This window comes from Mucilaginibacter psychrotolerans (assembly GCF_004519315.1).
GTDB lineage: Bacteria > Bacteroidota > Bacteroidia > Sphingobacteriales > Sphingobacteriaceae > Mucilaginibacter > Mucilaginibacter psychrotolerans.
In genome coordinates this window covers 344,948-368,933 of the sequence record NZ_SOZE01000003.1, presented here as the reverse complement: position 1 = coordinate 368,933, position 23,986 = coordinate 344,948, and the positions used below count along the sequence as shown (strand labels likewise).

Annotated in this window: 27 protein-coding genes; 9 read left to right on the top strand and 18 right to left on the bottom strand. The window is 40.9% G+C overall.

Annotation, left to right across the window (positions count from 1 at the left end):
* Positions 1–178: 178 nt before the first annotated feature.
* The 3 genes from E2R66_RS05515 to E2R66_RS05505 all read right to left on the bottom strand — a co-directional run bounded on the left by E2R66_RS05515 (position 179) and on the right by E2R66_RS05505 (position 2,041).
* Positions 179–1,204, bottom strand: coding sequence for an NHL repeat-containing protein (locus tag E2R66_RS05515; RefSeq protein WP_133227463.1), 1,026 nt, complete (start codon positions 1,202–1,204; stop codon positions 179–181).
* Between the two features lie 165 nt (positions 1,205–1,369).
* Positions 1,370–1,645 (bottom strand): hypothetical protein, encoded by a 276-nt coding sequence (locus E2R66_RS05510; protein ID WP_133227461.1) that lies wholly within the window; start codon positions 1,643–1,645, stop codon positions 1,370–1,372.
* Between the two features lie 126 nt (positions 1,646–1,771).
* Positions 1,772–2,041: a hypothetical protein gene (locus tag E2R66_RS05505; RefSeq protein WP_134737905.1), complete on the bottom strand. Its 270-nt coding sequence runs from the start codon at positions 2,039–2,041 to the stop codon at positions 1,772–1,774.
* 442 nt (positions 2,042–2,483) lie between these two features.
* On the opposite strand from E2R66_RS05505, the gene E2R66_RS05500 reads away from it, so the two are divergent.
* Both E2R66_RS05500 and E2R66_RS05495 read left to right on the top strand, forming a co-directional pair.
* Positions 2,484–3,569: a glycosyl hydrolase gene (locus E2R66_RS05500; protein ID WP_133227459.1), complete on the top strand. Its 1,086-nt coding sequence runs from the start codon at positions 2,484–2,486 to the stop codon at positions 3,567–3,569.
* A 432-nt stretch (positions 3,570–4,001) separates the two neighbouring features.
* Positions 4,002–4,652: a response regulator gene (locus E2R66_RS05495; protein ID WP_133227457.1), complete on the top strand. Its 651-nt coding sequence runs from the start codon at positions 4,002–4,004 to the stop codon at positions 4,650–4,652.
* 37 nt (positions 4,653–4,689) lie between these two features.
* Here E2R66_RS05495 and E2R66_RS05490 read toward each other — a convergent pair whose 3' ends face one another.
* The 5 genes from E2R66_RS05490 to E2R66_RS05470 form a co-directional block, all read right to left on the bottom strand.
* Positions 4,690–5,295, bottom strand: coding sequence for a response regulator (locus E2R66_RS05490; RefSeq protein WP_133227455.1), 606 nt, complete (start codon positions 5,293–5,295; stop codon positions 4,690–4,692).
* Positions 5,296–5,348: 53 nt separating this feature from the next.
* On the bottom strand, positions 5,349–5,693 hold the full coding sequence (locus E2R66_RS05485; RefSeq protein ID WP_133227453.1) for a hypothetical protein: 345 nt from the start codon (positions 5,691–5,693) through the stop codon (positions 5,349–5,351).
* Positions 5,694–6,058: 365 nt separating this feature from the next.
* On the bottom strand, positions 6,059–7,141 hold the full coding sequence (locus E2R66_RS05480) for an NHL repeat-containing protein (RefSeq protein ID WP_133227451.1): 1,083 nt from the start codon (positions 7,139–7,141) through the stop codon (positions 6,059–6,061).
* Positions 7,142–7,179: 38 nt separating this feature from the next.
* On the bottom strand, positions 7,180–8,226 hold the full coding sequence (locus E2R66_RS05475; protein WP_133227449.1) for an NHL repeat-containing protein: 1,047 nt from the start codon (positions 8,224–8,226) through the stop codon (positions 7,180–7,182).
* Positions 8,227–8,778: 552 nt separating this feature from the next.
* On the bottom strand, positions 8,779–9,828 hold the full coding sequence (locus E2R66_RS05470; RefSeq protein WP_133227447.1) for an NHL repeat-containing protein: 1,050 nt from the start codon (positions 9,826–9,828) through the stop codon (positions 8,779–8,781).
* Between the two features lie 846 nt (positions 9,829–10,674).
* Between E2R66_RS05470 and E2R66_RS05465 the strand changes: the two genes are divergently transcribed.
* On the top strand, positions 10,675–10,860 hold the full coding sequence (locus E2R66_RS05465; RefSeq protein ID WP_133227445.1) for a transposase: 186 nt from the start codon (positions 10,675–10,677) through the stop codon (positions 10,858–10,860).
* Positions 10,861–11,515: 655 nt separating this feature from the next.
* Here the strand turns inward: E2R66_RS05465 and E2R66_RS05460 are convergent.
* The 3 genes from E2R66_RS05460 to E2R66_RS28920 all read right to left on the bottom strand — a co-directional run bounded on the left by E2R66_RS05460 (position 11,516) and on the right by E2R66_RS28920 (position 12,464).
* On the bottom strand, positions 11,516–11,713 hold the full coding sequence (locus E2R66_RS05460) for a hypothetical protein (RefSeq protein ID WP_133227443.1): 198 nt from the start codon (positions 11,711–11,713) through the stop codon (positions 11,516–11,518).
* Between the two features lie 143 nt (positions 11,714–11,856).
* Positions 11,857–12,057, bottom strand: coding sequence for a hypothetical protein (locus E2R66_RS28925; RefSeq protein ID WP_240049237.1), 201 nt, complete (start codon positions 12,055–12,057; stop codon positions 11,857–11,859).
* Between the two features lie 236 nt (positions 12,058–12,293).
* Positions 12,294–12,464 carry a hypothetical protein gene (locus E2R66_RS28920; RefSeq protein ID WP_240049236.1) on the bottom strand — a complete coding sequence of 57 codons (171 nt, stop codon included), beginning with the start codon at positions 12,462–12,464 and terminating at the stop codon, positions 12,294–12,296.
* Positions 12,465–12,968: 504 nt separating this feature from the next.
* Between E2R66_RS28920 and E2R66_RS05445 the strand changes: the two genes are divergently transcribed.
* The 4 genes from E2R66_RS05445 to trxB all read left to right on the top strand — a co-directional run bounded on the left by E2R66_RS05445 (position 12,969) and on the right by trxB (position 17,016).
* Positions 12,969–13,535, top strand: a complete 567-nt coding sequence (locus E2R66_RS05445; RefSeq protein ID WP_133227441.1) for an RNA polymerase sigma factor — start codon at positions 12,969–12,971, stop codon at positions 13,533–13,535.
* Positions 13,536–13,578: 43 nt separating this feature from the next.
* The gene (locus E2R66_RS05440; protein WP_240049235.1) at positions 13,579–14,664 is read left to right on the top strand and encodes a S1C family serine protease; all 1,086 of its coding nucleotides are present in this window, start codon (positions 13,579–13,581) and stop codon (positions 14,662–14,664) included.
* 131 nt (positions 14,665–14,795) lie between these two features.
* Entirely contained in the window at positions 14,796–15,971 is a 1,176-nt protein-coding gene (locus tag E2R66_RS05435) for a dipeptidase (protein ID WP_133227437.1), read from the top strand.
* A gap of 88 nt (positions 15,972–16,059) precedes the next feature.
* A complete protein-coding gene (gene trxB / locus E2R66_RS05430; protein ID WP_133227435.1) occupies positions 16,060–17,016 on the top strand; it encodes a thioredoxin-disulfide reductase in 957 nt (318 codons plus the stop codon).
* 109 nt (positions 17,017–17,125) lie between these two features.
* On the opposite strand, the gene purE is transcribed toward trxB, so the two are convergent.
* The 5 genes from purE to E2R66_RS05405 all read right to left on the bottom strand — a co-directional run bounded on the left by purE (position 17,126) and on the right by E2R66_RS05405 (position 20,649).
* Positions 17,126–17,617 carry a 5-(carboxyamino)imidazole ribonucleotide mutase gene (gene purE, locus E2R66_RS05425; protein ID WP_133227433.1) on the bottom strand — a complete coding sequence of 164 codons (492 nt, stop codon included), beginning with the start codon at positions 17,615–17,617 and terminating at the stop codon, positions 17,126–17,128.
* Between the two features lie 50 nt (positions 17,618–17,667).
* The gene (locus tag E2R66_RS05420) at positions 17,668–18,507 is read right to left on the bottom strand and encodes a redoxin family protein (RefSeq protein ID WP_133227431.1); all 840 of its coding nucleotides are present in this window, start codon (positions 18,505–18,507) and stop codon (positions 17,668–17,670) included.
* A 104-nt stretch (positions 18,508–18,611) separates the two neighbouring features.
* Complete coding sequence (locus E2R66_RS05415; protein WP_133227429.1) at positions 18,612–19,151, bottom strand: hypothetical protein; 540 nt, start codon at positions 19,149–19,151, stop codon at positions 18,612–18,614.
* Between the two features lie 20 nt (positions 19,152–19,171).
* Positions 19,172–20,311: a 5-(carboxyamino)imidazole ribonucleotide synthase gene (locus E2R66_RS05410; protein ID WP_133227427.1), complete on the bottom strand. Its 1,140-nt coding sequence runs from the start codon at positions 20,309–20,311 to the stop codon at positions 19,172–19,174.
* A 152-nt stretch (positions 20,312–20,463) separates the two neighbouring features.
* Entirely contained in the window at positions 20,464–20,649 is a 186-nt protein-coding gene (locus tag E2R66_RS05405) for a hypothetical protein (protein WP_133227425.1), read from the bottom strand.
* 181 nt (positions 20,650–20,830) lie between these two features.
* Here E2R66_RS05405 and E2R66_RS05400 point away from each other — a divergent pair, with 181 nt between their 5' ends.
* Positions 20,831–21,550, top strand: coding sequence for an RluA family pseudouridine synthase (locus E2R66_RS05400; protein WP_133227423.1), 720 nt, complete (start codon positions 20,831–20,833; stop codon positions 21,548–21,550).
* A gap of 2 nt (positions 21,551–21,552) precedes the next feature.
* Here the strand turns inward: E2R66_RS05400 and E2R66_RS05395 are convergent, their stop codons facing one another.
* Together E2R66_RS05395 and E2R66_RS05390 are read right to left on the bottom strand one after the other, a co-directional pair.
* On the bottom strand, positions 21,553–21,762 hold the full coding sequence (locus tag E2R66_RS05395) for a hypothetical protein (RefSeq protein ID WP_133227421.1): 210 nt from the start codon (positions 21,760–21,762) through the stop codon (positions 21,553–21,555).
* 300 nt (positions 21,763–22,062) lie between these two features.
* Positions 22,063–22,272, bottom strand: coding sequence for a hypothetical protein (locus E2R66_RS05390; protein ID WP_133227419.1), 210 nt, complete (start codon positions 22,270–22,272; stop codon positions 22,063–22,065).
* 204 nt (positions 22,273–22,476) lie between these two features.
* On the opposite strand from E2R66_RS05390, the gene E2R66_RS05385 reads away from it, so the two are divergent.
* On the top strand, positions 22,477–23,985 hold the full coding sequence (locus E2R66_RS05385) for a tetratricopeptide repeat protein (protein WP_133227417.1): 1,509 nt from the start codon (positions 22,477–22,479) through the stop codon (positions 23,983–23,985).
* Position 23,986 lies beyond the last annotated feature (1 nt).

The following is a 23,986-nucleotide window of genomic DNA, read 5'->3' as shown; positions in this document are numbered from 1 at the left end:
CTTATTTGTAACTAACTAACTTTACTATAAACTTAACTAAGCTAAGGCTATCCTTTAAAAGGGATGGCCTTTTTTTGCTCAATCGGAGTAGGTTAAAGCTAAATTCTCAAGCAAAAGAAAAGCCGCCCGCTATTAAAACGGGCAGCTCACTATTTCAGCAGGTAGTGTATAGTAAAAATTAATTGGGTTGTACTGCCGCTATCTTACGTAATGCATTGTTTCCCTGGTCTGTAATATATACCGATGTGCCGTTAATAGATATACCGGCCGGGCTGTTAAACTGCGCTGTAGTGATATCACCATCCGTTAACCCAGGGGTAGTTATTTTGGCCAGTATTGTTTGCATGCCGTTGGTAGAAAAGTGGGCGATGGTATTATTGGAATAAACTAAAAATACATTTACTATACTGGAAACGTTGAAATCTTTATCTATTTTGGCAATGGCAACATCCTTAATACTAATCGTCTTATCTTGCTGTCTAAAGTAAGTACTAACATCCCCCTTCTGCGTAACGCGGCGTACTGTTTGCCCTCTGTAGTTATTTGACCCATCGCCATCTATTACCCATATAAAGCCGTCAGATGCCAGCCTTATGTTGGTAGGGTAGCTAAAATGAGCGTCTTCGCCCTTGCCATCTTTTAATCCAAATACAGTAATTTTCCCCGCAAGCGTTGTAACCGTTCCGTTCGGGTCCACTTTTAGTATGCGGCTATTACCCGTATCTGCAATATAAATTGTCCCATCGTTAGCTATAGCCAAATCCTGCGCGGAGTTGGTGTTTGCATTTATTTTTACAGTACTCACCACACCGTTGGGGGCGATTTTAACAATTTTGTTCTCCCCCGTCAACATTACAAATACGTTTCCAGCTTTGTCTGCTTTTATACCCATGGGTTTTTTGGCATCCTTCAGCACTACAGTAACGTTTCCAACAGCATCAAGTTTAAACACTTTTCCATCTGTGTATGACGTAACGTATATGTTTCCATCTGGCGTAGTGCAAACCCGAGATGGATTCGGTAGCGTGTTTAAGCCTTGTGCATAGGTTGACACAAATAAACGTGGTTTTTTTGCATCATCAGTCACCGGAGTACCCGTTGACGAATCAGGATAGATAGGGGCATCCAATTTACAACCATTGATACTTATAAATCCTGCAACCATTCCGATGTACAAGAATTTTCCTGAAAATATTTTTCGCATTAATGATGAAATTTCTAATAATAGTTTTAATAGCCTTTTGGCTTCATTAATAAAATTATAGAATGTTTACCATTAATGGCTTACAGCAAAACAGGTTGTCCTGTTTGTGTAAAATAGGTGCTCACCTTACACGTGCATTTTCTCAAATATTCACAGTTGAATATATCATGCTGCTTTTAATGTCGAGCAGAAAGCTGTGGTATATCGATGTGATTTTTCGTAGTGGGTTAGTTCTTTGGCTATAGATATTACATCAGTTTGTGAGAAAACGAATTTGCTGTATGATATCAGTACGTATTGCTCATCGCCTTTCTTGTGAATTGTGCCTATCCACTTGTTATTCTTATAAATATAAAAGCATGCAAACGACGATTGTTTAAATATTACGTTGAGCTTCTGCAGTTCATTTTTAATTGTACAGATAATAGTAAAGTTTTTCATAGTAAATAAGTATGGCTAAATTTACTCATTTCAATTTTGATCAGCACCCCATTAACGGGTTCTTATGGCTTATCGTAACCATAATTGTGCAAGTTGCACGCTTTTACACATTAGCTGTCAGCAGTATCAATTACTTGCGTTTAGTTTTTGTGGCAGGTAAAGATCGGGCAATTTCTTTTTTAACCTATGTACAATTGCATCTTTAAGTTCCTGGCAAGGTTCTATCACTGCCATGAACGACCAGTTGTTGTTGTCTTTTATTACTAGGTAGCTGAGGCCCCGGCGACGCAACTGGTAAATTTCAACGTTATTTTTCTGTATTATCTGGTATACCTTAAACGCTAGTTTTGCCCCAAAATAACTCACAGTAACCTGATATGGTTTTATCGGCCTCATGTTACTAAAATACTTATAGGAGCCAACATTAGTAGTGTTTACAGGTAACACTATGGTATACAGATGGCGAAACAGTTAATGCTATTTTAAGCAGCGTGATTGCAGCGATTATGGAAAAGAAAACCTTTGTAAGCCTTTTTTTGAGGAGGGTCAAATGAAAATTTTCATAATTTTTGATGACTATTTTTATCTTTTTAATAAAATATTGGTTCATTTTGTGAAAGAAAATATTTTTTTGGAAAACTATACCCAATAAACACATGGTTGTTTTTAATATGTTAATTATTATAAAATATTTATAATAAATTTCTTTATTTTACAATATTTTTCACGAATACACTCCATTTTTTTAATTGTTTCAAAAATATTTTAACTAATTGCAACATTTTAATTACAAATGCCGTTAAAATCGGTAACTATTGACTAATAAATATACTAACTTATGCTTAAAACAACTTTACACAAAAGCGTGCTACTAACTTGTCTTGTTGCTGTAACCTTCGCTTCATGCAGAAAGGAACTTGATGTTGAACCAGTTACAGAGAAAGTGAACTTCGTTCCAAAGCCGGCCGATCTGATGCTTGCTTCAACTGCTCCAGTCTCAAAATTAGCAGGTAGTGTATTGGCGCTTGGTATTAACGGCCACATGGGTGATGCACCTTACCTGGCAACTTCTCCAGCTAAACAAATACAAATGCTTAAAGATCGCGGAATGAGCTGGTATAGGTTGAACGTCCAAACCAAATCGGACGGAAGTGCCTCTTCATCGGATTTGTTAGATGCCTTACAAGCCGCAGCTACTGCCGGAGGAGTTAAAATTTTGCCCATGCTTTACCCACGAACAATGGATTATAACGATTCGCAAGCTACATCTTACCAAAAAGGCAAATTGCTTGGTGCTAACTTCGCTGCCAAATACGGCAGTTATTTCACCTATTATAATTTAGGTAATGATCTTGAGCTACCTTTACTATTGCCGCAGAAAACAGGCCAAAGCCAAACACATTATTATACTGATAAATTCAATGTTGTTGCGGCTTATTTGAAGGGTATGGACGAGGGTATCAAATCAAAGGACGCGGGCGCTAAAACCATGATTACAGCTGGCTGGCTGCATTATGGTTTTTTGCGCATGTGCGAATGGTATGGCGTTAAGTTTGATGTAGTTGCTTACAACTGGTATTCTGATATGGAGAACGCGGCACCTAAAGGTCCTGGTATTCCAGATATTACACTTAAGCTATCTTCGTTATTTCCAACAAAGCCTATTTGGTTCACCGAATTCAATTATAGATACAAAGCAACCAGTACAACTAATGAATCAGATCAAGAAGCTTTCGTAACTAAGTTTGTCGCAAAATGTAAAGCAAACCCCCAAGTAAAGGTGGCTATGGTTTATGAATTATTTGATGAGCCCTATAAAAGTACCCAGGAAGGTGCTTACGGTATTTTGAAATGGAAAACTCAGTACACTTCCAGTACTGATAAAGTGCTTTCTAAAACTCTTTTATCTAATTTAATTCGGTAGAGTACCCACTAACTTATATTACAATTACAAATTAAGTGCCATAAATTAAGTGTTTTGCATATCACTTAATTTATGGCTTTTTCTTGCTGTGGGCAGATTTTATTAAAGCTGCTTTATAGGAATTTGGGGCTTTCTGTGAATTCATTGTCCATTAATTAGGAACAGCTACTTCTATACAGGTCAATTTGAGATTATCCAGGCACATAACCACTGTGGTGCGCGATAATGGTAAAGGGTTTAACTATTCATCTCAAGCCAGCGTCACAAAAGGATCGGGACTGAGTAGCATAAAAAAATAGGTTGGCACTTTACAATGGCGTAATTAAAGTCGACTCAGTAAATTGGGAAGGCACCTCCGTTACCATAACTTTTGATTTGTAAATAAGCGTCATTTTAAACACGCTTCCTGGTTTAGGTGTTGTTGTTAATATTATGATTAATATACTTTTGGTTGATGATCATAGTGTGATCAGGACGGGTATAAGAGCTTTATTGGATAAAGAAGCAGCTTGTAAAGTTGTTGGGGAGGCAGCAGATGGGCTATCGGTAATAAAGCTGTTAGAGAGCGGTATCAATGCCGCTATACTTCTTATAGATATCAGCATGAAGGGAATGGATGGCCTGGAGCTGGTAGAAAATTTAAAAGCGAGCTATCCGCAAATGAAATCAATTGTTTTAAGCGCACATGATAATGAACAATATCTTGTAAAAGCCTTCAGGGCGGGTGCGGTTGGTTATCTGTTAAAAAGCATCGGCGAGGATGAACTTATTTTTGCTGTAAAACATGTTGCAAACAACAATCAATATATTTCTTCCCAATTAGCTTCAAGGTTTTTAGCAAGGATATTAACCATTCCTGAACAAGTGGGGAGGTCTTCAGAGAATGCGCCGGAATTTTCAGAAAAAGAACTTGAAGTGCTGGGTTTAATTGCTGATGGATACACCAATCAGGAAATAGCAAATAAAATATTCTCCGGTAAACGAACGATTGAAGGATACAGGCAGAGTCTTATTGACAAAACGGGTGCACGCAATACAGCAGCTCTGATTCGTTTCGCGGTTGTTAATGGCATAATAAACTAAATACAAAAAAATGCCGACACCTACCAAATGGTGGGGTTTATGCTCCGCAGAAAATGGAACGAATAGTTTTCAACTCTATTGGCTTAGATAAAAAGGTAGATATTAAAGGGTTTGAAATAGCACGAAAAACATCGCTACTGGATATAGAGGAGGAAAGTATAAATATTCGAATCTTATTTTGCGGGTCAATATCAAGTTGATGGTAAGCTTCTAAAAACTCCCATCCGCCCATAATCGGCATATTTAGATCGAGGAATATGTAATCGGGGAATAAAGATGGATCGTTTATGCTGATCTCCAATAATTTATTAATGGCAGCGTCGCCGTTATTAAACACTTCAATGTCAAGGTTTCCAAGAACTTGCTTAAGTCCTATTTTAACAATAACACTATCGAGCTCCGCATCATCTACGATGAATATTTTAGATGGTCGCTTATTTACAAAAACTTCCGGGAGTTGAGACCTGAAATCGTAATCAATTGCGCTACCTATACTTGATATCACTGTTACATTTAGGTTTTTGGTTTGAAGCCAGTTGTGCACTGTTTTTGTGTTCACCTTTAGCTTCCTGGCTACATCACTTATAAGATAGCCGTTTTTTGTCAGAATATTAGCAACTATATGTCCGTAGTGTTTATCCATTGTATTTTAAGGGTTAGTAAAGGCCACCAAATCTCTATGTTACTATATGCTTGCTATTGTTTCCTGATGTCTACCCCCGGCAGAACAGTAGCCCAACTTTTTTGCGACACAGCATCAGGGTATAGCAAATCGTCAATGTCGAATAGCCCATCAAGCCATTCCCTGGCATCAGTTGCGCTTCTCCATTCCGTGTTATCAAGTTTTTCCCGCATGTTTTGTGGGAAAGTTAGATACTTGTTATCTATCCAATTTTGGGTGCAGCCTACCGATATCACCTCTATCATAATCATTATTTGCCTACGATTATCAACACCCAGCGCGCTAACAGGCTGGCAAGTTTCCAAATTGTTCTTTAATAATCTAACTGCCTCTATGATCTCTTGACTGTTTCTAATCATTTCTTTCAAAAATTGTATGGTTTCTATAAATATAACAGGCCTCAAGAAACCACTGATTTTTTTTCAGATCTTCAAAAAAAGGCTCATGTTCTTATCGTTGGTTAAATTAGGAAATTATTATCGAAAAAAGCTAAACTTTAGGTTAATTATTATAATCTGTATTTCGCTAAAAAAGGATTCATGTGGGTACTAAAGGTTCAACCATTTTCTTGATTTTGGTGCCTGCACCTCGCGTTTTTCCGAATGAGGCATAGCTACCATAATCGCGGTCTGGTGGCATTAATTGTTTTAATAGGTTAAAACCAAATCTTAAAATGTTTCTTGGGTAACAGTTTATGCGTCATATTGGTTGTATGAGAGATGTGTTATTTTCTTGCGATTTTTCTGATAGCATTGTTACCTAAATCTGCCACAAAAATCCCGTTTGGGTTTACGGTGAGTCCGGTAGGGCTAAAGAATGCTGCCTGCCCTGCATTGCCGTCCCTAAAGCCATCGGGCCGTAAACCTGTAATAGCGGTTAGCACTTTATCATATCCCAGATGAAATAATTGATTTTGTTGTCTGCCATTGTTGGATGTAATAAACATAAAGGCATTTTCGTAGGGCGATATGTTGAAGTCTTTGTCGCGCTTGGTTACGGCCATGGAGTTGATATAGCTGTTTTCTTCAGGTTTTAATTTAAAAAATGTGGTAACACTTCCGTCGAGGGTTATTTTCCGGATGGTTTGTGAGCCTTTGTCTGTTCCGTTGCCATCCAAAACCCAAAGTGTGCCATCGTTGGCATAACGGATAGCAAAGGGGTAACTGAAGCGTGCTTGCACGCCCTGCCCGTCAACTAAACCCATCTCGCCGCTTTTACCTGCAAACACGCTTGCCACGCCTTGTTTAGTGAGTTTGATGATGCAGCGCTTGTATTCATCAGCGATATAAATGGTGCTGTCAGGAGCAATTGCCAGGTCCAGTGGCGAGGCAAGCGGGATGCTTAAGGGGATGGTAGTGGCCACGTTATTTTTATCAAGTTTCACTACACTGCCTATTTCGGAAGGCGGCATCTGAGTTTGTACAATACGGGTTACGTATACCGTTTCGTTTTCGCCGGCTTTAATTCCATAAGAGTTGTGTATGTTTGCAAGTTTTGTGAGTATTCCATCCGGGTTTATTTTATATATAGCTCCAAAAGAATTTGGCGCTGTGATAAATAAGTTTCCGTTGGTAGCACTACAAATGCGATAGGGGCTTTGTATCTTTAAAAGTCCATCGGTGCCTAACCCTGATACCAACGTGCTTACCGTATAAGCATCACCTGCAACGGGAGGAGCAGTCACCTGCAATTCCAAGTCATGCGTTTTTTTTTTCGGTATCAACATATCTTTTTTGCAACCTGCAAATGAAATGCAAACCATAACGGGCACTGCTATGTTTAACGCCGCCTTCGTATTTGTTTTCATTGTATTTGATTAATGGTATATATAGGAATAGAAGCCAACTATTTTAAAATGATCTTTCTAATGGCATCGGCCCTTGCATCAGAAAAATAAAGCGTGCTTTCGTCTTTGCTCAATGCAAGATATTGCGCGTTTACATCGGCTTTGGAACCTACACCATCGCGACTGTCGGTAAAAGTATTGTTAGGGCCGGCTATTACGCTGAGTTTACCGTTATCTATGCGTTTGATGTAGCCGCCATCAGCAATGTACAAGGTCCTGCTGTCTTTATTAGCCGCGATACAGGTGATGCTGTTAAACGTAAGATTGGAAAATATAACGGAGCCAGTGTTATCTTTAGAGTGTTTGTAAAGCTTGCCTTTGTAGGCGAAATAGATTACACCATTATATCCTGCAAACAATGCGGGGTACGTGTAAAAGCCAGGCTCATCGGGCAAAAATTTATTAGTAAATTTAATTAGGTCTTCAGTCCATGAAGAATTAGATTGCTTAGCGGTTACCTTTTTTAATATATTACCTGATGTTGACCAAAATCCGTTGGTATATGGGTCTTTTACCAAATCTTTTGCATCGTAATTATCGCCGCCATAGCCGCCGATAATATTGCTGCCGGAGGTATACATCGTTAGCCTGTCGCGTGGAGTTAGCGGGTCATCATCAATAGTATAAATTACATTATTTTTATCTATACCAACGTATTTAGGGCTGTGCAGCCAAAAGTTCTCACTAACATAATTGTGATCCGGAACTGCAAAAGACGACACGCTACCCGAGGCGCTCACTACCCTAATAATATCGTTATTGGTATCTGCAACATATATCGTCCCGTCATCCATCAGCTGAATGCCAAATGGGTTATTAAATCGGGCATTCTCTGCCGTGCCGTTTACCAGAGTGGGGCCTGATGTGTACGGCCGCCCGGCAACGGTTAAAACCGAATTAACCGGCACTCCGGATACCGCCATTACGGCTAACGATAAATCATTTCTTTCTGCAACTGTTTTGTTTTCTATAGCTGCATCCTTTTTACAACTCATGAAATAAGCCGCCGTAAGAATTAATCCTGCAATAGTTAATTTACTTTTCATATTTAATTTATTGGTTGAGTGAATTTATTAAAAAGTAAATTTCTTGGTACGTTTTGGCTTTCTCATTTTAGGGTACAACTTATATGTAGTTAAGGACTTGGCATTTTTCTGTTTATACGAAAAAGTGTCTCTGAAATGATATGTCTCTAAAATGCCACGCACAGATACGTGAAAAATTCACATTATGAGAACGTCTTAAAAAATGGTGATGGTTTTAATTTTTCGGGACGTAATTTTATTTGTTTAACAACAACTTATGTATACAGCATCGCAATCTACAAGCAAACAGCGTGTTACAACGTTTGTGTGCTGCCCTAAGTGCAACAGTACCGACGTTTCTCGCGTAAACCGTAATTTCTTATTTAAACTATGCGCGGCTATATTACCCTTCCGTAAATACATTTGCTATAAATGCTTGAATAGATTCTACAAAGCAAATAGCGAATAGGCACTGATTGGTGCGGTTTGCATTTAATAGATGCTAATCATATCTCTTTAAGAATAAAGAACAAAGGCCCGGCACATTTTTTTGTGCCGGGCTTTTTGTCTGTGTTACTGCGGATTTTTTGATATGCATCTAAGCGCGTGATTATGTGAATCAACGATATAAATATCGTTTCCGTTAAAGGTAATCCCGGTCGGCATAGAAAAGCGTGCTTCCCTACCCAATAAACCGCTTGTAAATCCCGCATCAGTAAACCCTGAAAGTTCCGTTTCTATTCCATTGGTGCCTAATTGCGTAATCCTGTTATTTTGATAAACCAAAAAAAGATTTTCAATAGGCGACGGATTAAGATTTTTGTCTAGTTTCTTTACCGCAATGTCCAATATATCATAACGTTGATCTTTTTGAAAAAAGTAGGTATTAACCTGTCCTTTTTGCGTAATACGCCTGATAGTGTGGCCGTTTCTTTTAACCCCATCTCCATCTATAACCCATAAAAAGCCGTCGGCGGCTAAACGTATGCTGCTTAAATAGCTAAAATGAGCATTGGTGCCAAGGCCATCCTTAATTCCAAATAAACCAGTTTTACCGGCAAGTATACTGCATTCATTACTAGGTGAAACTTTTACGATCCGCCTGTTGTAGGTATCGGCAATAAACAATGTTCCATCATCGGCAATTGCCATATCCTGCGGCGTATTCAGGCTAATACTAACCTTAACATTACTTACCAAACCCGAAGGGTTAATTTTTATTATTCTGTTTTCGCCTGCCACGGCAACATAAATATCCCCGTTTTTTGCTGCTTTAATACCATAGGGACCTAATAAACCGGCAGCCACTGTGGTGACAGTGCCATTTTTTGATACTTTATATACTTTGCCCTGGTTTTGAGAAGTCATATACATGGTACCGTTAGGAGCAGAGCAGATTCTGTTAGGTTGTGGTATTTTATCCGTTCCGTAAACGGTTGTTGAGACATATAGCGGTGCTATTGCAGCCGGAGAAACTTCGTTGGCAGCAATAGGAGTAATTGCAGTTACTGCTGGTGTAACCCCATCCGAAAATGATGGCTCGTCTTTTTTGCAGCTTTGTAGATTTATAAACAGCCCCGAAACAAATAATAAGGCAATTTTTTTTAAATATGTGTTTTTCATGGCATGGCATTAAGAAGATGCTTTCGTCCCTTTTTAGTCAATAATCTTGAGTGATTTTATTGAGGGGCGATTTAAAGTTATATATAGTTATAGCCTTATCTACAGTGTCTGTTTTGATTGCCCGTTTTGTGTGAAAAACTACACATGTTTTCACAGCCCCTAATAACCAATTGGTTATGTGCCCGACCAAGAAGCCACATACATGAAAAATCATGCGATAGGTTTAAACTGAAATATATTTATGATTTTAGCTAAATAAGGTCAAGTGCTATATTTCGTACTGGCTTTACCTGTTTGGCAAAAGCAATGATTGGCTTGTTTATGTGCTTGACATTATGGGCGATCTATCCATTTAGAAGAAAAGAATATCGCTCCAGCAGGCTATGAGAAGGCCCAATTAGCGTCGAAAGGTTTTTACCTGAAACCGAAATTCAGTACTTCCCTATCCGTGGGCAAAAGGTAAGCTTATGCATCGAACAACGCAGATGGGAATTAAAGGATACCGGATCAATTATCAAAAGAGAACTGGAATTTGGTAAGGACAGGGACGCGAATGTCAACGAAATTCGGTGCTTTTTTTTTAAAGTATATTTGGATAGCCACCTTATCAGATGTCATCAGTTAGGCCGTTTATAGACTGTAGGCGGCCAACAATTACAGCATCAGTACCAGCACCACCTGCCTAGTTTTCATATTGGGAGCAGGGGGGGCGCGCAGAGGAACGGCTGCTCTTTGAAGGCAATATCGGCCCATCGTTGAGCATAGATGAAGTCGCGTTAAATAATGGCGAGCTCTAAACATCGTGACAAACAAAGAAGCTATAGGTGGTAAAAAGCAATCGTAGCGATGCTGAAAAGCACACGGGCAGGGCAGATCATGCGCGTACTGGAGCATCTACCCGTCCGTAAAAGGAACAAGGTAAGGGAAGTTACGATGGATATTGCTGCCAATATGATTAAAGCTGCACAGCGCTGCTTTGGCAATGCAAGCTGGGTAATTTACCGTCGCCCATGTAAAGAAACTTGCCTATGACGCTGTACAACAAGCACGGATAAAATACAGGTGGTAAGCTTTGGTCGAAGAAAACAAAGCCATAGAAGAAGCTAAAAAGAACAAACAAAGATAATCAGCCTGTGGTGCTTGCCAATGTGTATACTCTGAAGAAATTGCTCGTCCGGAGCTGTTAACGACTATTTAAACATCGTTCAAATGGACGTTTTTACAAAAAGAAAGAACAGACCTGCTTTTTCCCAGGCATCCATGTTGTTTAAAGCTTACAATATTTCGCTTCGTTTAGGCCAAATTTTCACCTTCAATAAAGCTAAGCAGCCGCCTTTAAAAGATTGTCGATCTGGTATAATGATGTGGAGGCCGCTGGTAATCGGCGCTTTTAAGACTCTATCGAGATCTGGTTAAACACACTATAAATCTATTCTGGACTTCTTCGATAACAGGGCTACTAATGCCTGTGCCGCATCTTTTAATACCATAATCTAAAGCTTTAAGGCCTACCTCAAGGGGCTTTAGGGCCACATTCTTCCTTTCGGGTTAATCAATATCTATGCTTAGAAATCTATCTACTCAAAAAACATAAACTTTTCAGACTGAGCCCGAATTAAGAACAGATAGCAACAAAAAAAGCCCTTTGGAATAAACCAGAGGGCTTTTTTGCGTTGAAGCAAAATGATTACATTTTAGCTGGGCTATCAACTTTAGGGCTATCAGCTTTAGGGCTATCAGCTTTAGGGCTGTCCATCTTAGGGCTGTCCATTTTAGGGCTGTCAACTTTAGGGCTGTCAGCAGAAGTAGTAGCAGTACCTTTGCAAGCAGCAGCAGAAACAGCGATAGCTAAAGCTAAAAATGCGATTTTGAATGAATTTTTCATGTTTGTGTTTTTTAAAGTGATTTAATAGTTTTCATAGCTTAATACCCAAAACAAAAAAAGGTAACCCACATATTTTAAAAAAAAATATGCGAATTACCTTTTTTATTGAAATACTGATAAAGTTTAACCCAAAAGGTTAAAGATTATTTTGTTTTAGGGCTGTCAACTTTAGGGCTATCAGCTTTCGGGCTGTCGGCTTTCGGGCTATCAGCTTTAGGGCTGTCAACTTTCGGGCTATCGGCTTTAGGGCTATCAGTAGAACCAGCAGTTGAATTACCTTTGCAGGCAGCAGCAGAAACAGCGATTGCCAAAGCTAAGAATGCGATTTTGAATGAATTTTTCATGTTTTCGTTTTGTGATTATGTGTAAAAATTAATTAAATGAGTGCTTTTGTCTTTTACCGGTTGTTGATCCCTCGTGATTTTAAATTGAACCATCAAACTCAATTTAACTATAAATACTACCGATTTTATAGTTAATACACTTGATTAGAAAAGGTAACCCATGTATTTTAAAAAAAGATACGCGAATTACCTTTTCTGTTGAAATACTTGTAAAGTTTAGCCTAAAAGGTTAAAAATTATTTTGCTTTCGGGCTGTCTACTTTTGGGCTGTCTACTTTCGGGCTGTCCACTTTAGGACTGTCAACCTTAGGGCTGTCTTTCACGGTTTTAGTTGAAGTGCTGTCGCAAGCAGCTGCGGAAACGGCGATGGTTAAAGCTAAGCATGCAATTTTGAATGAATTTTTCATGTTGTGTTTGTTTATTATGTTTAAGAAATAATTGATAAAAGTTTCTTTCCTGACATTGCATAACTATTATAAGTATTTGAAAATCAAATATTTATAATGTTTTTTTTTAGTTAATACCTCTTTATTGAAAAGGTAACCCTTCTTTTGTTTTTTTTGATTTTGCGTTGTCTGTTGTATAGGTTTTGTCGAACCAGCCAGTTTTTTTGCTTGTCGGTGTATTAATAGGCAATAAGGTTAAAAGGTAACCCAATAAATATTGGGGATAATGGCCACTGCATTGCGTTTACTTTAGTTGCGATTCAAGGGCTTAAAAGCAAGGGTATTGACAGCCATAGCGTAAAATTATGGACGTACAGCAGGCCCGCTTTGGATAATTAACCCGATATTGCAGGTTAATTTAGGGCTCCAATCGGGGTAATTATCGTGGGTGGTATCTTAATTTTCCCGCCACGAAAAAATAGTTGATAATATTGGGTTACAATTTAGTATAAAGCGTATTAAGTAGTGAATAATCATTTTAATGTGGATATACCGGCGGATAGCGAAGTAATATTGGGTATCCTTAATAATTCCGACGTCGTGTTAAAAAAGCTTTACCTGGCTTATTTCCCGATGATATTGCAGCTCGTAATCAATAATAATGGTAACGAGGACGATGCAAAGGATGTTTACCAGGAAGCGATTATCGTTCTTTATAATAAGGTTAAACGGGGCGACTTTGAACTGAGCAGCAAGCTCAAAACCTATATCTATTCTATCTGCCGCAGGCTTTGGCTTAAACGGCTTAAGCAGATGAACCGCTACGGCGGCGATATTAAGGATTTTGAGGACCACCTGCCGGTTGAAGACGAGGTTGAAAAGCATCAGGACAGGGATTTGCAGCTCAATAAAATGGGCGAGGCCCTGCAATTGCTTGGTGAGCCCTGCAAAACCATTATGGAAGATTTTTACATGCACAACAAATCGATGCAGGATATATGCGAACGGTTTGGCTATACAAACGCGGATAACGCGAAAACGCAGAAATACAAGTGCCTGCAAAGGCTAAAAAAATTGTTTTTTCAGCAATAATAGAACGGGGGGCGAGCAAATGAAAAATGAGCAACTTTTAGAAATGATCGAACGGTATCTTAATGGTGAAATGACCATTGAGGAACGCGCGGAATTTGATGCATTACGTAATAAAGATGCAGCGCTTGAAGCAAAACTGGAGGAGCATAAACACTTTACCGGTTTACTAAGGCAATATAACGACAGGCACACCATGGAGCTTAGGCTGAACGCCATCCATGATGAGATTGATGTGCACACCATGGCGCATGACCTGATGTCGCACCCCTCATTAGTGGTACGCTTATGGAGGCAACATCACTCTAAAATATCGGTAGCGGCTTCAATTGCGATATTTGCAACACTATGCACGTTGTTTTTTACCGGGTACTTAACTAATCAGGATCCAAGGTACCAGCAATTAGCCAGCAAGGTTAACCAGGTTGAAAATTCAACCAAGCAGCTTGAGGTTAAAACTAATGATATCATTAAAGGCGGCGTTAAATCTACCGGGCCGGTAATCACAGCAAAATACAGGGGTACAGGATTCGCTTTATCTTCTGATGGCTTTATATTAACAAATCTCCACGTAGTTGATGGCGCAGATTCTGTATATGTGCAAAATGCAGATGGCGAATCGTTCCATACCAAAGTGATCTCTACCGACCCAATCCATGATATGGCCGTGTTGCAAATAAACGACCCGTCTTTTAAAAATATTGGTGCCATACCATACGGTTTCAAAAAAGGGAAGAGCGATTTGGGCGAAGATGTTTACACCTTGGGTTATCCTACTGATGCTGCGGTTTTTGGGCCGGGCTCACTTACCTCTGATGCCGGTTTTAAAGGCGATACAGCGGAGTATATGGTATCGGTGCCTGTAAACCCGGGTAACAGTGGCGGCCCGCTTTTCGATTCTAAAGGAAATGTTATCGGAATTATTAGCGGAAGGCAGACCCAAACACAGGGCGTTGCTTTCGCTAAAAAATCGGCATCTATATTAAAAACTATACAGGATATCCCGCTTGATTCTTTGAACAACAAGGCTTTAACGCTCAATAGCAAGAACACTTTGGCCGGATTGAGTCGTCCGCAACAGTTAAAAAAGTTGCGTAACTACGTTTTCATTGTAAAAGTTTACAATCAGTAACTCCAAAAATTTACTATATAGTAAGGGAGAGGCAAACAATTGTTCCTCCCTTTTTTGTGCCGTGTCATCAATAACGACCGCCGCAGTTTTTTGATTTGAAAAATCCAAGCAGATTTTCCTATCTTCCAAGCATGAAAAAACTGTTGCTGCCCTTAATTTTCTTATCTGCCTTGAAACTTTCTGCGCAGGATATCCAAAAAATCCATCAGAGAGCTATTTTGGTTGATACCCATAACGATATCCTCTCCAACGAACTCATCACCGGCAACGATGCAGGCAAACTACAGGCTACCGGCAACTTCGATTTGGTGCGCGCTAAAACAGGTGGACTTGATGTGCAGGTTTTCTCCATCTGGTGCGGCGACCAGTATGGCAATGGCACGGCCTACGCATACGCCAACCGCGAGATAGATTCGTTGCAGGCCCTCATCAACCGCAACCCCGATAAGATGATGCTGGTGACCACTGCAAAGGACCTGAAGAAGGCCGTAAAGCAACATAAACTGGCAGCCATGGTTGGCGTGGAAGGCGGCCACATGATAGAAGACCGGCTGGATTATATAGACAGCCTGGTAAAACGCGGCATGTGCTACCTCACCCTTACCTGGAACAATAGCACCAGTTGGGCAACTTCGGCACGCGACGAAACCCTGCACGGCGATAGCCTGCAACACAAAGGCCTTACAGAATTGGGCAAGCAAATCGTAAAAAAACTGAACGATGAAGGGGTGATGATAGATCTTTCGCACCCCGGAGAGCAAACCTTTAAGGATGTAATGGCCATTACTACCAAGCCGGTCATCGCATCGCACAGTTGCGCTTATGCATTGAACCCCTTCCGCCGTAACCTTAAAGATTACCAGCTAAAAGCCATAGCCGATAACGGCGGGGTAGTGTTCCTGAATTTTTATAGCGGTTTTATAGATAGTACCTACGAGGGGAAGCACGCCGCCTTTATGGCCAGGCATAAGCCGCAGTTCGATTCATTAAGGGTGATTTACAAAGATTACGACCTGGCCAGCATCCGTCTCAACGCACTGAACAAAACTGAGGCAGACCAGCTGCGCCCACCGTTGAGCATGCTCATTAAACATATCGATTATATGGTGAAACTGATGGGGGTAGATCATGTAGGCATCGGCTCTGACTTCGACGGCGCGGAGTCTTATCCGCTTGGGTTGGATAGCGTTACCGATTATCCTAAGATAACCGCAGAACTGTTTAACATAGGCTACTCTAAAAAGGATGTGGAGAAGATATTAGGTGATAATTTCATCAGAGTGTTGAAGGCTAACAAAGGGAGGTAGCCAACGTTGATAAGTTTTACGGATAGTTGACTATGGCTGGCCGTCTTTTTATTAAATTCGCATCATATTTCATAGAAAGAATAATAAAATGTCACAAGATATAGAACACGTTAAATGCCTGATTATAGGTTCAGGTCCTGCCGGTTATACGGCAGCAATCTACGCTTCGCGTGCAGATCTTAAGCCGGTAATGTACACCGGTATGCTTGCCGGCGGGCAGCTTACCCAAACTACTGATGTAGAGAATTTTCCTGGTTACCCTGATGGCATCATGGGCCCCGAGATGATGGAAGATTTTCGGAAACAGGCCGAGCGCCTGGGTACCGATATCCGTTTTGGATATGTAAGTTCGGTAGATTTTTCGTCACTACCGCATAAAGTGGTGGTTGATGAAAGCAAAACCATCCTGGCAGATACGGTTATCGTATCTACCGGCGCATCTGCAAAATGGTTGGGTTTAGAGTCCGAACAAAAATACAGCGGCTTTGGCGTATCTGCCTGCGCCGTATGCGATGGCTTCTTTTTTAAGGGGCAAGATGTAGCGATAGTAGGGGCAGGGGATACTGCTGCCGAAGAAGCTACCTATTTGGCTAAACTGGCCCGCAAAGTGTACATGATCGTTCGCCGCGGTGAGTTCCGCGCCTCTAAAGCTATGGTTCACCGTGTGCTTAACACGCCGAACATAGAGATACTTTACAATACCGATACCATTGAAATATTGGGCGACGGCCAAAGCGTTAACGCGGTTAAAGTATGCAACAATGTAACTAATGAAACCACTGTTTTGGATGTTACAGGCTTCTTTGTAGCCATTGGCCATAAACCAAACACCGATATTTTCCAGGGTTGGCTGAATATGGATGCTACGGGCTATATCATCACCCGCCCCGGCTCTACCGAAACAAACGTTGAAGGCGTTTTCTGCTGCGGCGATGCGCAAGACCACATCTACCGCCAGGCCGTAACGGCCGCAGGCACAGGCTGTATGGCCGCTATAGATGCAGAACGTTACCTTGCCGCCAAAGAGCATGTGGTAACTGCATAAGCTTTAAGTGATAAGTCTTAAGTCGAAAAAGCCCGAAGTCTTGATGTCAAGGTTTCGGGCTTTGCTATTATGGTCGTTCTACTAAGACTTTTGACTCAGGGCTTCCGACTTAAGACTCCAATTCTTCAGCCGATTCCTCTGCTTTCCTGGCCAGCTCTTCTTTAAAAGCCTTCAAATTAATTACCAGCTGTTCATCGGCAGTAGATAATATCTGTGCGGCCAGTATGCCTGCGTTTTTTGCAGCATTGAGCGCCACGGTGGCCACGGGTATGCCGTTCGGCATTTGCAGTATGCTCAGGATAGAATCCCAGCCATCGATAGAATTGCTTGATTTTACGGGTACGCCAATTACGGGCAAGTGGGTTAACGAAGCAACCATGCCCGGTAAATGCGCAGCACCACCGGCACCGGCTATAATTACCTTAATGCCACGGTCGGCAGCCGCGCGGGCATACGTAAACATTCTATCCGGCGTACGATGGGCCGATACCACGGTTATCTCGTAATCTACGCCCAGTTCTTTTAATACATCCGCAGCATCCTGCATAATATTCAGGTCGGATTTGCTGCCCATAATAATGGCTATTTTTGCTTGGCTCATTTTTGTACAATTACAGGCCTGTTTGTTGCCTCGCCAAAAATGGTCAAATTTTAATTAAATGCTAAATATTTATCAAGTTGGCGGGATATTGCGTTTTTATTGCTCGGCTGCGCTGCACTGGTTTCTACAATTTTGCCTGCCTTGTTCATGATCAAATATCTCGGCATGTAAACCATAGTATCCTTGCTTCCCTTAATAGCTTGTTTGTAAAGGCTGGCATATGCTTGTTGACCCAGGAAGATATGGCTGCCTTCAATATTATACTTTATGAGCTGTTGCCGCCAAACAGCTTCATGCCCGCCGCAGATGTACAGGTAGGCAATATCATTTCTGTTTTGGTATTTCTCTTTTAAGGGTTTTGTAAAATTCCGAAACTCCTCCAGGCAGGGGCCACAGGTGGTGCCCCAAAAATCAACATACACCACTTTGCCTTTAAAATGAGTATTGTAGATATGGCTGAGCGTAGTGTCTGCGGCAGAAGTGGGTAGTAATTTTATCTTGTCGTTGCCGGCGAAACTATACCAGGAGAAAATTTTGAGGGCAGTTGTTGTGGTTAAAAACAGGATGATAATGCTGGATGATCTCCAAAATTCAAAGCCGCGTTGCCGCTTATATTGGATAAAAAAGTAAACACCCAAAAATAGCAGAATCAGGCTTAAAAAGCTTTTGATGTACATCATCGCCATCAGGTAATGATTGGCTGCTAAAATGTGTTCGAGTACTTGTTTTTTCTGCGCCTGGTTTAGTTTGTAGCTATTATAAACCGTTTCGATGGTTTCATCATGCACTTCCTTCACCCAGTCGATATAGTGTTTCGGGATATCGAGTACAAGGAGAGGAATTAAAGCCAACAAGATAGTGCCGACCCAAAAGGGCTTCGATTTGATCATGGTGTGTAATTATTTTGGTGTTATGCCAATATTACCCCACCGGGATTGTTTTCGAAAATAAATGTGACGGAACAGCTAAATGCTGTGACCAACGATAGTTTGCGTTATAACTGCTTTGCGGTTGTTTTTGTAATTGTAAACGAATTTAAAAACCTGTCGCGTTCGGCGTTCATTGCATGTTGGTCATCGTAAACATTAAAGCTGTACATCAATAAAGTTGCATCAAGGTAAACAATACGCTGGTATGTTGTGAATTTCCGTGCTGTAGACTCATCCAAATATTTAAATTCTACCCCTTTATACTTTCCTGCCATAATTTGTTTTGTATAAATACGCCTGCGGTTTTGTGTAGAATCTGCCGCGCCTTCAACAACACCAGAATAAAACAGATCGAGATCTGCCGAAGACCTGATGTTAACTTTTGCGGTATCGATATTGATAACAACAGCAATGTAATTTTGGGTGGATTCCACTAATTTGAAAAATTTACCGAAACCGTTGGGTATAGCAGATTCGCCTGGTTCTGCGGGGAAATCGATGGTGGCAATGCCTGCAAGGTTTTGCTTTACCATATTTTGCCCGAAGGCGGCAACTGTGGTAAATAACGCAAGTATGATTAGTGAAGCGCTAAGCTTTTTTATCATTAGGTTTAGGTTGTTTGCGGCTATGCAATCACTTTCAACGTTTCCTGCACGTACCTTGCTTTTTCTATCGCTTTCTCCCTATCATTATCTATAATGGTAACATGCCCCATTTTGCGGAAAGGTTTGGTTAAGGCTTTGCCATAAAGGTGTACATACACGCCAGCGCACTTCAATATCTTTTCAATGCCCTGGTAAACGGCGGGTCCTTCGTACCCAGCCTCACCTAACACGTTTACCATAATGGCGTTGCTCAGGCATGCGGTCTCGCCCAGGGGCTGGTTAAATATAGCGCGAAGGTGCTGCTCAAACTGCGATACCACGTTACCCTCTATGCTTTGGTGACCACTGTTATGCGGGCGCGGTGCCAATTCGTTCACCAGTATCTGTCCGTTTTTATCCAAAAACATCTCTACGGCCAGCAGGCCCACTATATTTAATGTTTCGGCTATTTTTTTGGCGATGCTTTCTGCTTCCTGCTGCACTTCGAAGGGCAGGGTAGAGGGTGAAATTAAAAATTCTACCAGGTTAGCTTGAGGATTAAACTCCATTTCTACCAGCGGGAAGGTTTTTACCTCACCATTTTCATTACGGGCTACTATTACGGCAATCTCTTTCTCAAAATCTATCATCCGTTCCACCAGGCTCGGTTCGGTAAAAGCACCTGCCAGGTAACTTTCGTCTAATACTTTGTAAACGCCCTTGCCATCGTAACCATCGCGGCGAAGTTTTTGGATGTATGGGAATGGAAATTGACTTTCTTTTAGCTGCTGCGCCGATGATATGATCTGGAACTCGGCAGTAGGGATTTCATTCTCTTTAAAGAACTGCTTTTGCAGGCCCTTATCCTGTATCAAACGGATGATGCGCGATTGCGGATAAACCACAACACCCTCTTTCTCCAACTGCTCCAGCGCATCTACGTTTACCTTTTCAATTTCTATGGTAAGCATGTCTACCTTTTTGCCGAAGTTGTAAACAGTTTCGTAATCGCTCAGCGAACCAACGATAAATTCATTGCAAAGCCGGCGGCAGGGGGCTTCGCGGTCGGGATCAAGCACCTTAATGGTGACGTTGTAATTGATGGCCTGTTGTATCAGCATGCGGCCCAACTGGCCACCGCCCAAGATACCTAATCGTAAATCGCCGTAGAATGCTTTCATTTTATGGCACAAATTTAACCTAATTCTTTTGAAATGCTCATTTACGTTGCTAAAAATTGGTCCATACATCAGCCGGGCGGATGCCGGATAAACAAACAGGCCCCCATCAACCGATGGCAGCCTGTTACTAATTAGCAAAATCTATTAAAGCCTTAGGCTTTGGCAACAGCTTTTTTGCGGACTACGGTAGCTCGCTTTGTTGCTGCTTTGGCCTTAGTGGCCACATTAGTTTTTGCCGCCATCGCTGTAAAATTTATCTTCGACTTATCCTTCAAAACTTCCGCAGTATCTTTGGTACCTTCCCAAAGCTCTCCGATGGTGTCTTTAATTTTTCTCAAAAAATCCTTTTTCTTCGGCTTTTGTTTTTTCTGTGCGGATGATGTATTTTATTTTAGGTAGATGGTTTATGTTTGATTTCTCAGCGATAGTAACTCGTGTAAATAAGATTTGTGTTCCGCGGTTGCAGGGAATGCGGCGTATTAATTTAATAAACCGTATTTTTGCAGGCTATAATAAAATATGAAGTTCCCGAAATTTGCCGACCTGATACTTTTTGAAGATGATGACATCATTGTAGTAAACAAGCCCCCGTTTATCAGTTCGCTTGATGAACGCGAAGGCGGCGAGATTAATATGCTGCGTTTGGCCAAACAGTACAGCGATGATGCGCAGGTATGCCACCGGCTTGATAAAGAGACTTCGGGTGCACTTATTATTGCTAAAAACCCGGAAGCATACCGCGCAGTGAGTATGCAGTTTGAACGGCGTAAAGTTAAGAAAGTGTACCACGCCGTAATTGATGGCACACATGTTTTCGAGGAGTTGTTTATCGATCTGCCCATCCTCAACGTAGGTAAAGGCAATGTAACCATCAGCCGCCAGGAGGGTAAACGCGCCGAAACATGGTTTCAATCGTTAAAATACTATAAGCATTATACTTTGGTAGAGTGCCGACCGGTAACCGGCCGTATGCACCAGATCCGCATCCATTTGGCTTCTCAGCGCGCCGCTATTGCCGGCGACGACATGTATAAGGGGCTGCCCGTTTTCCTGTCAAAGCTAAAACGCAAATACCAGTTGGGCAAAGACCAGGAAGAGCTGCCGATAATGAAACGCTTTGCCTTGCACGCCTATGAGGTAACGTTTAAGCTGGTTAACGGAGATGATGTAACTATTCATGCACCATACCCCAAAGATTTTGAGACGCTGCTGAAGCTATTAGATAAGTTTGATAGTTAAGATCAGGTCATTTCGGACTTTTTTGCGAACGGCGCTGCAGGTTTTTTGAGCTGACTTGCCCCGTAAACCTCACCGGCTTCAGCTTTCTTTTGCCCAAATAAACTAAGCCAAAAATCAGCGAATGTTCTACGATCTGGTTGCTTTTCAAGCAACTTTCGGGATTTTCCTATTAACTTAAAGACAAATATATTAGAGGGTAAAATGGTCGGCATTGACTAATTATTTTTAATGCTCCAGATATTTTTCAGCGTCTGACACCTTTAAACATTATCAAAATAAGTGGCTTTATGTTAAAATTGTACGGTGTTATTGGCGTGTTTAAAGGCTAAACAATATCAGGAGGATCATATGGGAAGGTTTCTCTTTCTATGCAAAAGGGGGGCTTAGTTCATTGTCATGATAGAGACTTTACCCATGCTTAATGATCTATATTGTTTCAGAATTTCTATCAACAAAAAAGCCCATGCATAAATGCACAGGCTTGTATAGTTAAAAACCTCTAAAAGAAGGTATTATTTCGTTGGAGGAGTAGTATCTCTTGCTGCAGTTGATTTTGACGGCGGCGTAGTATCTCTTGATACTTTGAACGACGGCGGCGTAGTATCTTTTTTCAGTTTAGCAGAGATAGAACCCATAGAAGCTGGCTTAACGCTATGTTCTTTTTGGCAAGAGTAGATGCTTACAGAAACAATAAGCAACATCAGAGGTAGTAATTTTTTCATTATCGTATTAATTATGTTTTCTGGTTTATTTGTTAATCAGTTGGTAAAAACGTCTGTAAATATACACATTTATATTTAACCAAGTATTAATACGTGGTTTTTTTTTAAAGGTTTTAAAAAAAAGGCAAAAAAAAAGGAAAATCTATATTTTCAATTAATTTGTTTTTATCAAAGGCAAGCGTAAATTTATAGAAAATATACTGCATGCTCCGAAAGCTCGTTATCGCTTTTACACTCCCCCTCCTAATTACTTTTGTGTTAAAGGCAAATGTGCCTGCTGCGACTATTGTGCCCTTTCATCAGCCCAAGATAAACCAGGATACACTTGCCAATATTCTTCAGCAAAAGGACGATTTCCTTCGCCAGAAAAGGCTGGTGCTTTTTATAAAGAACTATATACAAGCATCTGAAATAAGTAAGCTAAATGCCGTAAAAGATACTATTAACCAGGCATTTAGTAAGTATGCAATGATTGATAGGGATGCTTTTGCAACGTTCATGACCAGCTTTGCGCTTTACAAGCAACATAACCTTAAGGATGCCGAGCTCAATATGAATAGGGCTATCCAGCTAGCTGAGAAGCTTAACGATGCGCACCTGTTATTTCAATTTTATACTTATCTCGGGTTCATCCAAACCGATCAGGGGAACTTCATAGCGGCCATCTATAGCTACCGTTTAGCCAAAAAAGAAGTATTGAAACTGAAAGATAAACTGAAAGATAACCGCCCGCAGGCATCACTAAATATTAATATATCTGATCTTTATTATAAATCGGGCTTCTACACGCAATCTTTAAACTATCTGGATAAAGCGCTGGCACTTATTGCCAACGATGAAAAGAACATGACTTTGCTCTCGAGCGTATTATATTATAATAAGTCGGAGAATTATTTCAGGATGAATAACCTCGATTCGCTGAAAGCTTATCATGACAAACTGAACGACCCACGTAATAAGAATTATAAGATTTTTAACTACCGCCAACGTACTGCATATTATATTACCCTGCTAAAACACGACTACCCCTTAGCCATAAAGCAAATACAGGCCTTGGTAAAGAATCCCAAATACATTTATAACGAAACTGAAGATCAGCGCCTGGCTGATGCCTTTTTTATGAACGGGCAACTCGATTCGGCTAAAAAGAAGGCTGATGAGCAGCTGATTGTAGCATCGGCCAATAACCATCCCGAAATAAAATACCACTTGTATGAATTGCTTGCGCATATAGCCGAGCAACAAGGCGACGAAAAGCTGGCAGCGCATAACTTTATGCTGGCGCTTAAAGAATCGCAGGAGAATAACCTGAGGCTGGCGAAAGTGGGGGATATATCGTCGCAGATAAGAATAGACGAGGCCGAGAACTCCTACACGCAGCGTACAGCAGTTTACGAAAAGGAGCGCCTTTGGCTGATATTTATGGTAGTGGTTGCTGCGCTCATTATCGTAGCCATTGCGCTTATTTACCGCAACGTAAAACAAAAAAGGCACTACGAACAGTTATTGTTCGCAACCAAAAAAGCCGAATTGGCATTCATTAACTCGCACGAGGTGCGCAAGCACCTCACTAATATATTGGGCATAATGGATATCATCCAGCACAGTGATAATAATAAAGAAGAGTACAAGCAGTGCGAAGAATACTTACTGAGCTCCGCTAAACGCCTTGATGAAGCCATCAAAAACATATCCGAAAAAATTAATGAATAAC

Coding starts and splice junctions, on each gene's coding strand:
- E2R66_RS05410 (WP_133227427.1), bottom strand. CDS start 20,311: ATGAAAGCATTCTACGGCGATTTACGATTAGGTATCTTGGGCGGTGGC.
- E2R66_RS05400 (WP_133227423.1), top strand. CDS start 20,831: ATGAAGTTCCCGAAATTTGCCGACCTGATACTTTTTGAAGATGATGAC.
- purE (WP_133227433.1), bottom strand. CDS start 17,617: ATGAGCCAAGCAAAAATAGCCATTATTATGGGCAGCAAATCCGACCTG.
- E2R66_RS05465 (WP_133227445.1), top strand. CDS start 10,675: ATGCTGAAAAGCACACGGGCAGGGCAGATCATGCGCGTACTGGAGCAT.
- E2R66_RS28920 (WP_240049236.1), bottom strand. CDS start 12,464: ATGAAAAATTCATTCAAAATTGCATGCTTAGCTTTAACCATCGCCGTT.
- E2R66_RS05385 (WP_133227417.1), top strand. CDS start 22,477: ATGCTCCGAAAGCTCGTTATCGCTTTTACACTCCCCCTCCTAATTACT.
- E2R66_RS05480 (WP_133227451.1), bottom strand. CDS start 7,141: ATGAAAACAAATACGAAGGCGGCGTTAAACATAGCAGTGCCCGTTATG.
- E2R66_RS05500 (WP_133227459.1), top strand. CDS start 2,484: ATGCTTAAAACAACTTTACACAAAAGCGTGCTACTAACTTGTCTTGTT.
- E2R66_RS05435 (WP_133227437.1), top strand. CDS start 14,796: ATGAAAAAACTGTTGCTGCCCTTAATTTTCTTATCTGCCTTGAAACTT.
- trxB (WP_133227435.1), top strand. CDS start 16,060: ATGTCACAAGATATAGAACACGTTAAATGCCTGATTATAGGTTCAGGT.
- E2R66_RS05475 (WP_133227449.1), bottom strand. CDS start 8,226: ATGAAAAGTAAATTAACTATTGCAGGATTAATTCTTACGGCGGCTTAT.
- E2R66_RS05415 (WP_133227429.1), bottom strand. CDS start 19,151: ATGATAAAAAAGCTTAGCGCTTCACTAATCATACTTGCGTTATTTACC.
- E2R66_RS05485 (WP_133227453.1), bottom strand. CDS start 5,693: ATGATTAGAAACAGTCAAGAGATCATAGAGGCAGTTAGATTATTAAAG.
- E2R66_RS05420 (WP_133227431.1), bottom strand. CDS start 18,507: ATGATCAAATCGAAGCCCTTTTGGGTCGGCACTATCTTGTTGGCTTTA.
- E2R66_RS05460 (WP_133227443.1), bottom strand. CDS start 11,713: ATGAAAAATTCATTCAAAATCGCATTTTTAGCTTTAGCTATCGCTGTT.
- E2R66_RS05490 (WP_133227455.1), bottom strand. CDS start 5,295: ATGGATAAACACTACGGACATATAGTTGCTAATATTCTGACAAAAAAC.
- E2R66_RS05440 (WP_240049235.1), top strand. CDS start 13,579: ATGATCGAACGGTATCTTAATGGTGAAATGACCATTGAGGAACGCGCG.
- E2R66_RS28925 (WP_240049237.1), bottom strand. CDS start 12,057: ATGAAAAATTCATTCAAAATCGCATTCTTAGCTTTGGCAATCGCTGTT.
- E2R66_RS05495 (WP_133227457.1), top strand. CDS start 4,002: ATGATTAATATACTTTTGGTTGATGATCATAGTGTGATCAGGACGGGT.
- E2R66_RS05390 (WP_133227419.1), bottom strand. CDS start 22,272: ATGAAAAAATTACTACCTCTGATGTTGCTTATTGTTTCTGTAAGCATC.
- E2R66_RS05515 (WP_133227463.1), bottom strand. CDS start 1,204: ATGCGAAAAATATTTTCAGGAAAATTCTTGTACATCGGAATGGTTGCA.
- E2R66_RS05470 (WP_133227447.1), bottom strand. CDS start 9,828: ATGAAAAACACATATTTAAAAAAAATTGCCTTATTATTTGTTTCGGGG.
- E2R66_RS05505 (WP_134737905.1), bottom strand. CDS start 2,041: ATGAGGCCGATAAAACCATATCAGGTTACTGTGAGTTATTTTGGGGCA.
- E2R66_RS05510 (WP_133227461.1), bottom strand. CDS start 1,645: ATGAAAAACTTTACTATTATCTGTACAATTAAAAATGAACTGCAGAAG.
- E2R66_RS05395 (WP_133227421.1), bottom strand. CDS start 21,762: ATGCCGACCATTTTACCCTCTAATATATTTGTCTTTAAGTTAATAGGA.